The 14,432-nt window shown below is 62.7% G+C and carries 13 protein-coding genes; 1 reads left to right on the top strand and 12 read right to left on the bottom strand.

Annotated elements, in window-relative coordinates; translation table 11 throughout:
* Nucleotides 1-1,359, top strand: coding sequence for an LLM class flavin-dependent oxidoreductase (locus NKJ67_RS02965; protein WP_352580379.1), 1,359 nt, complete (start codon nucleotides 1-3; stop codon nucleotides 1,357-1,359).
* A 79-nt stretch (nucleotides 1,360-1,438) separates the two neighbouring features.
* On the opposite strand, the gene NKJ67_RS02960 is transcribed toward NKJ67_RS02965, so the two are convergent.
* The 12 genes from NKJ67_RS02960 to NKJ67_RS02905 all read right to left on the bottom strand — a co-directional run bounded on the left by NKJ67_RS02960 (nucleotide 1,439) and on the right by NKJ67_RS02905 (nucleotide 14,296).
* Complete coding sequence (locus NKJ67_RS02960) at nucleotides 1,439-1,858, bottom strand: nuclear transport factor 2 family protein (protein WP_352580378.1); 420 nt, start codon at nucleotides 1,856-1,858, stop codon at nucleotides 1,439-1,441.
* A gap of 291 nt (nucleotides 1,859-2,149) precedes the next feature.
* Nucleotides 2,150-2,302, bottom strand: coding sequence for a hypothetical protein (locus NKJ67_RS02955; protein WP_352580377.1), 153 nt, complete (start codon nucleotides 2,300-2,302; stop codon nucleotides 2,150-2,152).
* Nucleotides 2,303-2,431: 129 nt separating this feature from the next.
* A complete protein-coding gene (locus NKJ67_RS02950) occupies nucleotides 2,432-3,622 on the bottom strand; it encodes a serine hydrolase domain-containing protein (protein ID WP_352580376.1) in 1,191 nt (396 codons plus the stop codon).
* A gap of 28 nt (nucleotides 3,623-3,650) precedes the next feature.
* Entirely contained in the window at nucleotides 3,651-4,580 is a 930-nt protein-coding gene (locus NKJ67_RS02945) for a MurR/RpiR family transcriptional regulator (protein WP_352580375.1), read from the bottom strand.
* A 12-nt stretch (nucleotides 4,581-4,592) separates the two neighbouring features.
* Nucleotides 4,593-6,044, bottom strand: a complete 1,452-nt coding sequence (locus NKJ67_RS02940; RefSeq protein WP_352580374.1) for an amidase — start codon at nucleotides 6,042-6,044, stop codon at nucleotides 4,593-4,595.
* Nucleotides 6,034-7,698: a dipeptide ABC transporter ATP-binding protein gene (locus NKJ67_RS02935; protein ID WP_352580373.1), complete on the bottom strand. Its 1,665-nt coding sequence runs from the start codon at nucleotides 7,696-7,698 to the stop codon at nucleotides 6,034-6,036. Before NKJ67_RS02935 ends, NKJ67_RS02940 begins: the two co-directional genes overlap by 11 nt.
* Nucleotides 7,695-8,546, bottom strand: a complete 852-nt coding sequence (locus NKJ67_RS02930; RefSeq protein ID WP_352580372.1) for an ABC transporter permease — start codon at nucleotides 8,544-8,546, stop codon at nucleotides 7,695-7,697. Before NKJ67_RS02930 ends, NKJ67_RS02935 begins: the two co-directional genes overlap by 4 nt.
* A gap of 11 nt (nucleotides 8,547-8,557) precedes the next feature.
* Complete coding sequence (locus NKJ67_RS02925; protein ID WP_352580371.1) at nucleotides 8,558-9,496, bottom strand: ABC transporter permease; 939 nt, start codon at nucleotides 9,494-9,496, stop codon at nucleotides 8,558-8,560.
* Nucleotides 9,497-9,555: 59 nt separating this feature from the next.
* On the bottom strand, nucleotides 9,556-11,103 hold the full coding sequence (locus NKJ67_RS02920; RefSeq protein WP_352580370.1) for an ABC transporter substrate-binding protein: 1,548 nt from the start codon (nucleotides 11,101-11,103) through the stop codon (nucleotides 9,556-9,558).
* A 169-nt stretch (nucleotides 11,104-11,272) separates the two neighbouring features.
* Nucleotides 11,273-11,443, bottom strand: coding sequence for a hypothetical protein (locus NKJ67_RS02915; protein WP_352580369.1), 171 nt, complete (start codon nucleotides 11,441-11,443; stop codon nucleotides 11,273-11,275).
* Between the two features lie 85 nt (nucleotides 11,444-11,528).
* A complete protein-coding gene (locus NKJ67_RS02910) occupies nucleotides 11,529-13,013 on the bottom strand; it encodes an NAD-dependent succinate-semialdehyde dehydrogenase (RefSeq protein ID WP_352580368.1) in 1,485 nt (494 codons plus the stop codon).
* 2 nt (nucleotides 13,014-13,015) lie between these two features.
* Nucleotides 13,016-14,296, bottom strand: coding sequence for a 4-aminobutyrate--2-oxoglutarate transaminase (locus NKJ67_RS02905; protein WP_352580367.1), 1,281 nt, complete (start codon nucleotides 14,294-14,296; stop codon nucleotides 13,016-13,018).
* Nucleotides 14,297-14,432: the final 136 nt, after the last annotated feature.

Genomic DNA, 14,432 nt, shown 5'->3' with positions numbered 1-14,432 from the left:
ATGTCGAAAAAACCCATCCTTTTCAATCTGTTCGAAATGAACAACCGGACGGGGGATTCCCATGGGCTTTGGCGGCACGCGGACAGCAAGCACCATCACTACAATGACATTGGCTTCTGGGTGGAAATCGCCCAGAAGATCGAGCAAGGCGGTTTCACATCGCTGTTCCTGGGTGATTTCTTCGGAGCCGCCGATGTCTATCGGGGAACGCCGGAAGCGGCGATCCGCCACGCGACCCAGTTTCCGTCCAACGACCCGTCCCTAATCATTCCGTCAATGGCCGCGGCCACGACCTCGCTTGGATTCGTCACCACGATATCGACCACCTATGAACATCCGTTTCTCGTCGCGCGGCGGCTCTCGACCCTCGATCATCTGACGCGCGGACGCATCGCGTTGAACGTGGTCACATCATATATCGCCAGTGCCGCACGTTATTTCGGGCTCGACCAGCCCATCGAACATGACAAGCGCTACGCCATGGCTGATGAATTCCTGTCGGTCTGCTACAAGCTCTGGGAGGCGAGTTGGGACGATGATGCGATCCGTTTCGATGTCGAAAACAACATTCACATCGATCCCTTGGGCGTTCATGCGATCCACCATCAAGGCGAATTCTTCAAAGTGAACGGACCGCATGTTTGCGAGCCTTCGCCGCAGCGAACGCCGGTGATCTTCCAGGCCGGCAGCTCGAAGGCAGGCCGCGATTTCGCCGCCCGGCATGCCGAATGCGTCTTCGTGCAAGGCCGCACGGTCACCGCGGTCAAGGAGAACATCGCCGCCATCCGCCAGCGGGCCACCGATTTCGGCCGCAACCCTGCCGACATCCTGATGTTTTCGCAGCAGACGGCGATCGTAGCACCGACGCGGGCCGAGGCGCAGGACCGGTTTGAGGACTATGCGCGCTACCGTACTGCCGATTCCGCACTGGCACAGTATTGCGGATCATCGGGATATGACCTTGCTGCTCTCGATCCCGATTCCGTGCTGACCTTCATGCGTACCGAAGCCAACCAGTCACGCGCGGCGCAATACACGACACAGTCGGACCGCGCGTACACGGTGCGCGAGGTCATCGCCGATGTCGGCCGTTTCGGATCCGGCATTCTTGTCGGCACGCCGATCGATATCGCCGACCGGCTGGAAGCCATCATGGACGAAACCGGACTGGACGGCTTCAACTTCAATTCCATCGTCACGCCGGCCACGATTTTCGATTTCGTCGACCAGGTGATCCCCGAACTGCGCAATCGGGGGCGTATCGCCGCCCCTGCAACCGGCACGCTCCGTGAAAGCCTGTTCGGAGCTGGACACGCCCGGATCGACCCCACCCACCCGGCACGGCAAACGGCCTCGTAGGCGATCGCTGCCAGCCGGCTCATATCATGTCGGGCGGACCGAAGGTCTTCTTGTCCGGATGCGGATCACAAGGCAGCGGTCACTGCGTCGTTCCTCCCTGCGCGGCACGTGCCGTTGCTTCTCGCATAATGGATGCAATCATCTCTGCCACCTGGCGGGTGTCCCAGTAGACGCGCGCCTCGTACATTCGTTCGCCTCGCACGCCGAACCGGTCAACGCCTGTCCAGCTAACCGGTTGGCCGGCGACAGTGGCGTTGGCGCGCCACTCGACAAGCACGCTGTCGCCGGTCGGAGCCCAGCGTATCACTGAGACAGTCAGGTCAGGAAGCCGCGCCAGAACCTCGGCAAAGTGGGCGACCACGCCTTCACGACCCGCCGGTTCGGTCATAGGCGGGATCGGATTGCGCGTGTCCTCGTGCATCAGGCTTCTTATGCCTTCCAGGTCAGGCTTGGCCCAGACGGCGGAGAACCGGTCGACAGCCGCGTAGGCATCCTTCATTGGATCTCCGTCGGTGGGGTGAATGTCTCATGTGAATTTTTGAGAATAGCTGTGCCTAATCGACAAGCCTGACCTCCTCATCGGGGCGACGCCCAGGATGTCTGCGCGATGCAGCGCTGCATCCGCATCAGCTTCGGATCGGGCACGCAGGTGGTCGCGGCCCCGCCTTGACTGTGATAACTCGCCGAACAGTGACCCCAGGCACCGGAGCGCTCAAGCCACTGATCCAGATGCTCTTTTGGGGGTTCCCGAGGGGGGCGAACTCGTTTTGCGGCTGGCGCGAGGGCACCATCACCTTTGGTGGCGGCCGTCGAAGCAGTCTATGTAGCTGATGAACTTGAAGTTTCGCACCCACTGGTCAATGCCGAGCAGGTTGAAGTTGGTGGCCGAGATAAAACAGATCGGCCGTTCGTTGCGGTGCATGACGACGCGCAGGTCGGACACGTTGCGAATTGTTTTAATTGTCTCTCCCCCTCAATTCTATGCCCTCAAGCGGGCCCGGCACGTCCACCCGGCTACGCGACCAGGGCGCGCCGGCGCGGCTGCGGACCCGAACGGGGAATAGCCCGCTCGTTACGATGACAGCGCCCCTCGGATAGCCCTGACCGCCGCCAGCGCTGTCCGCATCCGCGCCGTGCTGACGAATTCCGGCCAGCTCGACAGAACAACCGCCGCGAAATCCGCCACCGGGTCGATGTAGATCAGTTGTCCGAAGACGCCGCGGGCCATATAGGCGCCGCGTGCGGTATCCTCGATCCAGAACTGATTGTGATATGCGCCGGCGGGCAGAACCTCTTGATAGATGCCGCCGAAGAGTGTTGGATCAGCACCGAACCGTGTCCCGGCAATCCACTCGGTCGACACGATACGCCGGCCGTCGATCTCGCCGCCGCGAAGATGCAGCAGGGCGAAACGAGCATAGTCGCGAAGAGTCGCATTGAACCCGCCGTCACCCAAAGCATAGCCGGCAGCGTCCACGGTGAAATAGGCGTCTTCCTCCGCCCCCATCGGCGCCCACAATTCACGGCTGACGAGTTCTGCAAGCGGGGTAGCGGCGGCGCGCTGTAGAACGAAGGACAGGACATCCGTCTCGATCGAGCGATAGCGAAAGGAGGTACCGTGCGGGCACTCCAGATCCTTCAAAGACAGGATCAGGTCCCAGACATGCGTGGGCCAGTTCGGGTTCCAACGGTCCTTCCAGCCACTGGCGGCATCCAACTGCGCCATGTGGGAATCGAGCGCGGTATAGGTCTCGTCAAAGGCCACGCCGCTGGTCATGTCGAGCACGTGCTGGACGGTCGCGTCGCGGTAGGCCGTCGCCTCCAGCTCCGGCAGATAGTGCGTCAGGGACGCGGCCGGGTCGACCACTCCGTGGCCGATCAGGATGCCCGCCACGGTGCCGACGACCGACTTGGCGACCGATTGCGACAGGTGCTGGGTATGCGGTGTCATGCCGTTCAGGTAGCGCTCGGCGACGATCTTGCCGCCGTGGAGCACCAGGAGGCCATCGGCATAGCTCGTCTCGAGGAAGCTGCCAATGGTATAGGCCTGCCCCTCCGCCGCGAAGGGAATGGCGTCGATATCCCGCAGATCGACCGGCAGCAGGCTTGCCGGCCCCGCTCCGCGCCAGACCTGCGTGGTCGGCAGCAGGTCCCGGACGTGCTGGAAGGTCCAGCGGTTCCAGGGCGCGCGGTCCCAGTCTTGCCTTCGAATGAGAGAATTGCCGGGTGCAGTCGGATCACGGAATGGCGGAATAATGGTCATGCATGGTCCGTTCGCGGTTGGGAATGGATCAATCGTTACGGCGCAGATAGCTGCCGCCGACGAATTCTCCGAAGAGGGTGCCCATGTCGCTCATCATGGCGAAGTTACGCTTGGCCTTCGGCCCGAGTTTGGTGGCAATGGCGTCGATGAGCAGATTGAGCACGACACTGAGGCTTGCCGTAGAATCCCAGAAGGTTTTCACATGCGTATGCGCCTCGAAGACGAAGCGCGTATAGGCAAAGCCCCAGTGACTGAACTTGTCGGTGACGATGACCAGCGGCATGTCGATCGACTTCAGCTTCTCGACCAGCTTGATGCCGCGCGTCGCGTAGGAGGCCGTGTCAATGAGGACGACGGCGCTCTGTTTGGAATCTGCATTGATGATCTCGCCGAATGTGCCCGAGGCGTTGTCGATGAAAATGACGTTGGAACGCGCCCAAAGCAGGCGGCTGGCGAAATCCAGCGCCAGGCCCTTCGACGCCTGGAAACCGACGACATAGATGGTGCGCGCCTTCACCAGCAAGCTCGCCGCCTCGTCCCACACTTCGGACGTGGTCAAGGCATAGGCCTTCACGATGGCATCCAACTCCAGCCGCAGGCTTTCCTGCAGCATCTGCTGCCGGCCTTCGCGCATCTGAAAGCGGGCCATGTAGTCGTCGATTTCGCTGTCCTTCTCCGTGACCGCCACGCGCAATCGATTCTTGAGGTCGCGCAGGTTTTCGAAGCCGAGGCCGCGAACGAACCGCGTGACGGTCATCTCGCTGACGCCGACCGCCTGCGCTATGCTGCTGCCCGTCTCGAAGGGCAAGATCTGGATATTGTCCAGGATATAGGCCGCAAGGCTTTGCTCCGAGGGCGAAAACCCGGACATGCGGTCGCGCAGGATCGCTTCGATGTCGATCTTCTCGTCAACGCCGTTTGATCCCTTGGCATCCTTGCCGCTTCGTGCTTTCGCCACAGTGACAGACTCCTAGAAATTGCCGGCGTGAATGGCCGGACGCCCCTGTCCCCAGATGCCGGGAGCGCTTTCTACCTCTTCCTCGATTTGCCGCGCAGCCGCAAGCAGCAGGTCTTCCCGGCCAAAGCGGGCCACGAGCTGGATACCGATGGGCAGGCCATCCCGGCTGCGCCCGAGCGGCAGGGATATGGCGGGCTGTCCCGTCGCATTGAACAGCGCCGTGAACGTTTCCTTGGGCGCCAGATCGTTGAACACGCCAACCACGTCGATGCCGGCGCGATTGGGATCGAAGGAGCCGATCGGTTCCGGCAGCATGGCGTTGGTCGGTGTCAGCAGGAGATCATATCCGGCAAGGAAGCGCCCGACCAGCCGCGTCACCCGATCACAGACGGCCAGCGCGTCGATAAGCTGTGCGCCGCTGATGCCGAGTCCCCAGCGACAAAGAGCATATACGCTTGCGCCAAGCGTTGCCTCCAGCGAGCGGTTCATATGCCGCGCCATGGCCGGCATATGCGCGGCGGCATCCGCTGCCCAGATGACCTTCTGCGCATGCAGGAAGGCGCGATAGTCGAAGTCCGGCGATGCTTCCTCGACATGGTGACCGAGGAATGCCAACCGTTCCGCGGCAGACCTTGTCGCTGCCGCAACCTCCGGGTGGAGCTGGACGCCCGACCACGACTTTGTGCACAAAGCGATCCGCAGCCCCTGCGGCGTGCGCTGCATGGCATCGCGATAGATGCCCGCGGGCGCTGCGATTTCATAGCCGTCGCCGGCATCGGGACCGTGGCACAAGTCAAGCAGCATAGCCGTATCGCGGACAGAGCGGGTGAGCATGAAGGCCGTTGCGAGGCCCAGGAGCGGGGCGTTCGCATTCGGAGAGCCCGTGACCCGGCCGCGTGAAGGTTTCAGACCGATCAAGCCGCAGAACGCGGCCGGGTTGCGGATCGATCCGCCGCCGTCGCTGCCTTGCGCGAAAGGCACGATGCCCGCGGCAACGGCGGCCGCCGCCCCGCCGCTGGAGCCGGCAACGCCACGTTCCGGGTTCCACGGATTGCGGGTGGCGCCATAGAGTGGCGATTCCGTCGCCGCCGGCACGCCGAATTCGGAACTGGCCGTGCGTCCGGCATTGACCAGGCCGCCCTTGCGCAAACGCACCCAGTAGACGGCATCGTGGCCGGCGCTGAACCCCTGTGCAAGGCGGCTGCCGAACTCGGCGGGCCGGCCCGCCTCGATGGGAAAGTCCTTGGTCAGGATGGGAATGCCGCCGAAGGGGGTGGCGGACGCCGCCTCCGGCAGACTTTCCAGCGCGTCCGGATAGAGTTCGATGACGGCGTTCAGCGCAGGGTTCACCGCCGCGACGGCCTGTTCGACGCATCGGCCAAGTTCCCTCGGCGTAACCTTGCCCTTCGCCAGCAGGCGGGCGAGGCTGGTTCCGTCTTGGGCTGCATATTCATCAAGTCGCACGGGTCGCCACCGGTTGTGAATGGGGGATTGTCTGGGTCATCGGCAGCCGGGGCAGCGAACCGACCAGCGCTTGCGTATAGGGGTGTTGCGGTGTGGACAGAACCTGCTGCGCCACGCCTTGCTCGACGACGCGCCCGGCCTTGAAGACATAGACGCGCTGGCAAAGGCTGCTCACCACGGCGAGATCGTGCGAAATGTAGAGCAGCGTCAGCGAGCGCTCGCGCTGGAGCCGCACGAGCAGTTCCAGGATCTGCGCCTGCGTCGTGACATCGAGCGCCGAGGTGATTTCGTCCGCGATGAGAAGCTGCGGCTTCAGCGCCAGCGCCCGTGCAAGGCCAACGCGCTGGCATTGCCCGCCGGAAAGCTGCTGCGGCCTGCGATCGCGCAGGCTGCTCGGCAATTCCACCATCTCCAGCAACGCATCGGCTTCTTTCCGCGCCGCTTTTCGGTCCGCGATGCCATGCCGCCAGATCGGCTCCGCGACGGCCTCGGCAATCGTCAGGCGCGGATTGAGCGAATCGTACGGGTTCTGGAACACCATCTGCACGCGGCGGCGGAACGCCGTCAGCGCCTCGCCAGCGAGCGCCCCGACATCATGTCCGTCCAGACGGATCGCGCCGCCGCTCGGCGTGTTCAGGCGAATGATCGACCTGGCGAGCGTGCTTTTGCCGGAACCGCTTTCGCCGACGATGCCGACCCTTTCGCCCGTATTGATCTCAAGATCGACGCCGTCGAGGGCGCGGAAGGAATTGTTGCTTCCGAAGCTGCCGAGCAGACCCTGCCCGACGGGAAACACCACCGAAAGGTTTTCGACGCGAAGCAGCGATGTTCCCCGATCCGGGCTGCCGGCCGTGCCATAGCTCTTGCGGCCGGGCTGGGATTCGATCAGCAGTCTTGTATAGGCGTGGCGCGGCCGGTTGATGACGTCGTCGATCGGCCCCCGCTCCACCACCTCGCCATTGCGCATGACCACGACCTGCGAGCAGATATCCGCGATGACGCCGAGATCGTGCGAAATGAGGATCATCGCCAGCCCGGTCTTGCGGTTGAGCTCCTTGAGCAACTCAAGAATGCGGGCCTGCACGGTGACGTCGAGGGCGGTCGTCGGCTCGTCGGCGATCAGCAGCTTCGGTTGGCAGCCGATGGCGGCGGCGATCATCGCCCGCTGTTTCATACCGCCCGAAAATTCATGCGGATAGGAGCGCGCACGCTTTTCCGGTTCGTGGATACCGACGTTTTCCAGCAGCTTGACCGCCCGCTGCAGGCCTTCGCGTTTGCCGATGCCGAGATGCCGGATCATCGGCGCCGCGACCTGCTGGCCAATGCGGCGCAGCGGATCGAGATGCGATGCCGGGTTCTGGAAAATCATGCCGATGTCGCGGCCGCGAATGGCGCACAGTTCTTCCTCCCCAAGCGCCAGAAGATCCTGCCCATCGAGCGCCACCGAACCTTCGGCGCGCGCCGCGCCGGTCAGCAGCCGCATGATGGCACGGCAGGTCACTGACTTGCCCGAGCCGCTTTCGCCGACGATGCCGAGGATCTCTCCCGGCTGGAGTGTGAAGGAAACGCTCTTGACGGCCGCAAAGCCGCCGAAGCTGACGGAGAGGCCCTTGACGTCAAGCAGCGCCGGCTTGCCGGTTTTCAGCCCGCTCATGCCGTAATTCCATTACGATGTATCTGTCCCAGCCGATCACCGAGCAAAGCAAAGCCGAGGCCGAGCGAAATCGCGGCGAGACCGGGGAACAGGCATATCCACCAGGCTTGCTGCACGAATGCCTGTCCGTCGGCGATCATGACGCCCCATTCGGCCAGTGGCGGCTGCGCACCAAGGCCGAGGAAGCCGAAGCTCGCGCCGGCCAGCATGACGAGCACCGCATCGCTGACCGCGTAGGCGATAACGGGGCCTATGGCGTTCGGCAACACATGGTGGCCGAGTATGGCGGCCGGCGAATAGCCAAGGCACTTGGCGGCCTGGATATACTCGCTTTCCCGGATCGTCAGCACCTGCGCCCGCACCAGGCGCGCGTAGCTGACCCAGCCGACAAGCGTCAGCGCCAGGATGAAGTTGAGGAGGCCCGGCCCGAGCACGCCGACGATGGCCAGCACCAGTACGAAGAAGGGGAACGCAACCGTGAGGTCGTAGATGCGCATGAACACATTGTCGACCACACCACCGAAATAGCCGCTCAGCAGCCCGATGGTCGTGCCGATCAGCAGCGGCGGAAGCACGCCGGCCACGCACAGCAGCAGATCGACGCGGCTTGCGAAGAGAACCCGCGAGAAGACGTCGCGGCCGACCTGGTCCGTGCCGAACCAATGGTCCGCGCTCGGCGGCGAGAGCATGTTCATGATGTCGATGGCATCGGGGTCATAGGGCGCGATCATCGGAGCCGCCAGCCCCAGCACCAGCCATCCGAGCAGGACGACGAGCGCGACCAGCATGATGGGCGTGATGCGGCGGAAGGAGGGCGCGGTCCGCGCCAGAACGGGGCTTTCAGCCATGTGCGATCTCCTCAGAGCCGGACGCGCGGATCGATGAAGGCGGTGAGCAAATCCACGACCAGCGTGATCAGGACAGTCGAGACCGCGAAGACCAGAGTAAGCCCCTGCACGACGTAGTAGTCGCGGCCAAGCAGCGCATTGACCATCAGAGTGCCGAGGCCCGGCACCGCATAGACGGTTTCGACGATGATCGCGCCACCGATCATGAAGGCCACCATGACGCCGAGCAGGTTAAGTGTCGGCAGCACGGCGTTCGGCAGCATGGTCTGCCAGAAGATCTGCCGTTCCGTGGCGCCCTGCGCCCGCGCTGCCGTGACGAAATCGGCCGTCGTCTTCTCGATGAGGGCGGCGCGCAGGCTCTGCGTCAGGACCGGCACCAGCCAGATGGCCGTCGACACCGCAGGCAGGAAGAGGTGATGGAGATGCCCGGCGAAACCCGTGCCGTAGCCCGACACAGGGAACCAGCCGAGGCTGACGCCGAAGAAGCGCGACATCATGATGCCCAGCCAGAACACCGGAATCGTAAGGCCGGCAATGCCCACTAGCCGAATGATCTGGTCGGCGACGCCGCCGGGCCGGCGCGCACCAAGGATGGCGAGCGCGACCGTCGGCGGGATGGCGAGGCAAATGACGTAGACGGTCAGGAACAACGTCGGCCACATGAACTGTTCGATAAGCTGGCTGACCGGCCGCTGAAAGCGCAGCGACAGGCCGATATCACCCGAAAGCAAGTTTGCGAGATAGGTCAGGAACTGCCGCCAGAGCGGCAGGTCGAGCCCATATTGCGTGCGGATCGCCGCGATGGTTTCAGCACTCGCCCTGTCCCCGGCAAGAAGCCGGGCGGGATCGCCGGGGGCCATGTGCACCAAAAGGAACGTCACGAGGCTGATACCGGCAAGCACACCGATCAATTGCAGCAGTCGCCGCGCGATGAGTTGCAGAAGGGGCAATCCGGTTCTCCGGTTCGAGCGTCAAGGGCGCGCCGCTGTCGGGACGCTCTTGAGGCGGCTCACTGGCCGATAGAGGTTTCTTCCAGCGTCCATTGCAGCGCAGGCGTCAGCTTGAGACCATGGAGACGCTTGGAATAGGCAACCGCGTTCGGCGCATAATAGAGCGGGACCTGCGCGACCTCTTCGGTGGTGATCTTCTGAATCTCCTTGTAGATTTCCGCGCGCTTGGCTTGATCGGCCTCCTTGGTGCCCTGCTCCACGAGCGCGTCCACCTTCGGGTTGGCATAGAAGGTGTTGTAGGAGTTCGAGCCGCAGGATCCGCACACGGCCCAGCGCACTGCAAGGTCGGGATCGGTGGTCTCGTTGTACCACCAGTTGGCAGCAGCGTCGTAGTCGCCCTTGCCGGTCGCATCCCACCAGGCGCCGCTATCGACATTGACGATCACCGGCTTCAACCCAATCGCCTGCCATTGAGCCTGGATCAGCAGTGCCGTCTGCTGCGAGGACGCATCGCCGGTCGCCAGGATCTTTACCTCGCGCCCCGCCATGCCGGATTCGGCCAGTAATTCCTTTGCCTTGGCGGGCTCGTGTGGAATGCCCGGATAATCCTTGTCATGGAAATCGATGCTGCCTGGCAGCGTGGTGTTTGCCGGTTCGGCATAGCCACGCGTGATGGCCGCGGCCATGGCCTTGTTGTCGATCGCCATGCCGGCCGCCTGCCGCGCCTTCAGATTGGAGAAGGGCTCGCGCTTGTGGTTGAGCAGGATCATGTAGATGGTGGTCGAAGGCTCGAGCCGCATATCCACCGCCTCGCTCGCCTTCAGCTCGTCGATCTGCGTCCACGGCACCGCGCGCACCACGTCGATCTCGCCGGCCTTCAGCATGGCGATGCGGGTTTCGGGCGATGCGATCTCGATCAGTTCGACCGCAGCGTGCGACTTCGGATAGCCCTTGCGCCAGTAGTGCGGATTGGGTTCGAGAACGAGCTTCTCGTTCGGCTTCCACTGCTTGACCTCATAGGGGCCGGACGTAACCGGGACCGTGGCGAAAGCCACCTCCTCGCCGCGCTTCTCCACATCGGCCTTCGAGACGATGCCCATGTTCCAGATTTCCGCATTGCCGAGGAATGGCGCGAAGGCCGACTTGAGCGTGATCACCACGGTTTTCGCATCCGCTGCGGTCACCGATTCGACGGGCCCTAGCGGCGCAGGATAAGCCGATTTCTTGTCGCTCCGGATACGGTCGAGGCTGAAGGCGACGTCGGCAGCGGTGATCGGCGAACCGTCCGAGAACTGGGCACCGCGCAGGTGGAAGGTGTAGGTCTTGCCGTCCGGCGAAATCTCCCATTTCTCGGCGAGCCCGGGCTCCAGCGCGCCGGTTTCGGAGTTCCGGCGCAGCAGGCGCGAATAAAGCTGGCCGTAGGTTTCGATGTTGCCGGCCGCAGCGGAGCGCATCGGATCGAGCGTTGTAGTCTGGTAAGGCGAAACGACGCGCATGACATCGTCGGCGAAGGCCGGAACGGCCCAACACAAACCCACCGCGACGAGGGCGGCCCCGTGCAACACCGCGCCCGCAGCCCGGGTGCGGGATACGCTCAAGAAACTCATCTAGTTCTCCTCCCGATAATTCTCTCGTGCCATTCGGCATGAGGCAGAGGATATGTGATATTACTAACTTATGTCAATAAATAAGTTGAAAAGATAACACACCCCGGCTCATGGCGCGCCGGCACGACTTGCGGAGCCGGCTTGATTCCGGGCAGCGACAGACAATCCTTCAACGGCACACCGCCTCTTCGATAAAGCCGTTGGGCTCGAATTCGCCCTGCGAATGCAGGCGGCTGCAGGTGGTCTGATAACCCCCCGTCACGGCGGTTTCGTATTGGTCGAGATAGGCGGTCCACAGCCGCCGACATTCCTGTTCATCGCTGGCCGCGCTCGGCCGCAAGAGGAGGTTTCCAGATGCCCTTTAAGATCCATCTCGGTGTCGGCCGTTGCCGTGTTCAGGAGGTGAGCAACGAGGCCGTCAGCCCTCATCCTTCGATCGAGAGGCAAAGATATTTGATCTCCAGATAGTCCTCGAGACCATATTTCGAGCCTTCGCGGCCCTGGCCGGATTGCTTGATGCCGCCGAATGGCGCCGTCTCGTTGGAGATCAGGCCGGTATTGATGCCGACCATTCCGTATTCGAGCGCCTCGGCGACGCGGAATACCTTCGACAGGTCCTTGGCATAAAAATAGGAGGCAAGCCCGAATTCAGTGTTGTTCGCCATCTCGATCACCTCTTCCTCGGTCTCGAACTTGAACAGCGGCGCAACCGGTCCGAATGTTTCCTCGCGGGCAACCTTCATGTCTGACGTCACGCCGGTCAGGATGGTCGGCTGGAAGAACAACCCGGCTCGGTCGGCGGGCTTGCCGCCGAGCGTGATGCTGGCGCCCTTGGAAAGGGCATCGGCGATATGCTCTTCCACCTTCTCCAGAGCCTTCCGTGTGATGAGGGGGCCGGCATTGACGCCGTCCTCAAAACCGTCTCCGATCTTGAGCGCGGCAACCTTGGCCGCCAGCTTTTCAGCAAAGACGTCGTAGACTCCTGCCTGCACGTAGAGTCGGTTGGCGCAGACGCAGGTCTGGCCGTTGTTGCGGTATTTCGACACCATTGCACCTTCGACAGCCGCGTCGAGATCGGCATCGTCGAACACGATGAACGGCGCATTACCGCCGAGCTCTAGACCAAGTTTCATGATCTGCTCTGCACCCTGACGCATCAGGATCTTGCCGACGCTGGTCGAGCCGGTGAAGGTCAGTTTGCGCACCTTGTCGTTCTCGGTGAATTCCTTGCCGATGGACGAGGAATCGGTCGAGGTGACGACGCTGAGGACGCCGGACGGCAGTCCGGCGCGTTCGGCCAGCAGCGCCAGCGACAGCGCCGAAAGCGGCGTCTCGGCCGCAGGCTTCGACACCATGGCGCAGCCGGCAGCGACAGCCGGCGCGAACTTGCGCGCCAGCATCGCATTCGGGAAATTCCACGGCGTGATCGCTGCGACGACGCCAACCGGCTGCTTCAGGACGATGATCCGCTTGTCCTGCTGGTGGCCCGGGATCGTATCGCCGTAGACGCGCTTGGCCTCTTCGCCGAACCATTCGACATAAGAGGCGCCATAGAGGATTTCTCCCCGGGCTTCGGCCAGCGGCTTGCCCATTTCCATGGTCAGGATGGCGGCAAGATCGTCGGCGTTGGCGCGCATCAGATCGTAGAGCCTGCGAAGGATCGCGGCTCTATCCTTGGCCGTCTTTTTTGCCCAGTCCTTCTGCGCCTTGTAGGCGGCATCGACAGCGCGGGCCGCCTCCGCGCGACCCATGTCCGGCAGGGTCGCGATAACTTCACCGGTCGACGGGTTGGTGATTTCGAAGGTCTTGCCGACATCGTCCGCCGACAGCCATTCACCGGCGATCAAGGCCTTGTCGGTAACAAGCGACGGATCCTTCAAACGCGCAAGCAAAACGTTGGAAATGCTCACAGTCATGCCTCCTTGGCGCATTCGCGGAGGGTTTCCTCCAGGATGTCGAGCGCTTCGCAAAACACCTCGTCCTGGATGGTCAGTGGCGCGAGAAAACGGATGACGTTGCCGTAAACGCCGCAGGTCAGCAGGATCAGACCCTTGGCCAGCGCCTTCTCACGGACCTTGTTGGTGAACTCGGCATTTGGCGTTTTGCTCCCTCGCACGTTGAATTCGACGGCGTTCATGAAACCCGGCCCGCGAATGTCGGCGATCTGCGGCACGGCGTCGGCAAGCGACTGCAGGCGCTGCTTCAGCCGGTTGCCAAGCAACGTCGCCCGGTGGTTGAGGCCCTCTTCCTCGATCACGTCGAGAACGGCGTTGCCGGCGGCGACGCCGATCGGATTGCCGCCATAGGTGCCGCCGAGCCCGCCCGGCCCCGGAGAGTCCATCAGATCGGCGCGGCCCGTCACGGCTGCGATGGGGAAGCCGCCGCCAAGGCTCTTGGCCATGGTGGTGATGTCCGCCACCACGCCATGATGTTCCATGGCAAACAGCTTGCCGGTGCGCGAGAAGCCGGTCTGCACCTCATCGGCGATCAGCAGGATGCCGTGTTTGTCGGCGATCTCGCGCAGCTTCTGCATGAACGCCTTCGGCACTTCGTAAAAGCCGCCTTCGCCCTGAACGGGTTCGATGACAAACGCTGCCACACGGTTCGGATCGACATCCGCCTTGAACAGCTTGTCGATCGCGGTGAGCGAATCGTCGACCGTGCAGCCGTGCAGTTCGACTGGGAAAGGCACATGATGGACCTCCGGCAGCATAGCGCCGAAACCGACCTTGTAAGGAACCACTTTGCCGGTGAGCGCCATGCCCATGAACGTGCGGCCGTGGAAGGCTCCGGTGAAGGCGATGATCGCCGAGCGGTTGGTCGCGGCGCGGGCGATCTTGACCGCATTTTCCACAGCTTCCGCACCCGTCGTAACGAAGATGGTCTTCTTTTTGAAGTCGCCCGGAACGGCCTTGTTCAGCCGCTCTGCCAAGCGGACATAATTCTCGTAGGGAACCACCTGATGGCAGGTATGGGTGAAATGGTCGAGCTGGTCCTTGACCGCAGCGATGATCTTCGGGTGCCGATGTCCCGTGTTGACCACCGCGATGCCGGCGGCGAAATCGATATAGCGGCGGCCTTCGACATCCCAGATCTCCGCATTTTCGGCGCGCTCCGCATAGACCTGCGTGGTGACGCCGACGCCGCGCGAAATGGCGTCGGAGCGGCGGTCTGCGAGTTCGACATTCTGCATGGAAGCAATCCCTGAAAAGCGGAAGACTGGTTGTGGAGAGACGAAACGTCTCAAAAATCTCTATATTTTTTCTGTAGAGTTGCAAGATGCATCTTGTAGCCGCTAGAAAAATCTCAACCTGCGAGAACCTGCCAAC

It is taken from the genome of Mesorhizobium sp. M0088 (genome assembly GCF_040322895.1).
In the GTDB taxonomy this organism is placed as follows: Bacteria; Pseudomonadota; Alphaproteobacteria; order Rhizobiales; family Rhizobiaceae; genus Mesorhizobium.
This window is presented reverse-complemented; position numbering and strand designations above follow the sequence as displayed.

What these genes read in the sequence shown, in the direction of transcription:
- NKJ67_RS02965 (WP_352580379.1), top strand. Translation starts at nt 1, where the DNA reads ATGTCGAAAAAACCCATCCTTTTCAATCTGTTCGAAATGAACAACCGG.
- NKJ67_RS02960 (WP_352580378.1), bottom strand. Translation starts at nt 1,858, where the DNA reads ATGAAGGATGCCTACGCGGCTGTCGACCGGTTCTCCGCCGTCTGGGCC.
- NKJ67_RS02950 (WP_352580376.1), bottom strand. Translation starts at nt 3,622, where the DNA reads ATGACCATTATTCCGCCATTCCGTGATCCGACTGCACCCGGCAATTCT.
- NKJ67_RS02935 (WP_352580373.1), bottom strand. Translation starts at nt 7,698, where the DNA reads ATGAGCGGGCTGAAAACCGGCAAGCCGGCGCTGCTTGACGTCAAGGGC.
- NKJ67_RS02930 (WP_352580372.1), bottom strand. Translation starts at nt 8,546, where the DNA reads ATGGCTGAAAGCCCCGTTCTGGCGCGGACCGCGCCCTCCTTCCGCCGC.
- NKJ67_RS02920 (WP_352580370.1), bottom strand. Translation starts at nt 11,103, where the DNA reads ATGAGTTTCTTGAGCGTATCCCGCACCCGGGCTGCGGGCGCGGTGTTG.
- NKJ67_RS02905 (WP_352580367.1), bottom strand. Translation starts at nt 14,296, where the DNA reads ATGCAGAATGTCGAACTCGCAGACCGCCGCTCCGACGCCATTTCGCGC.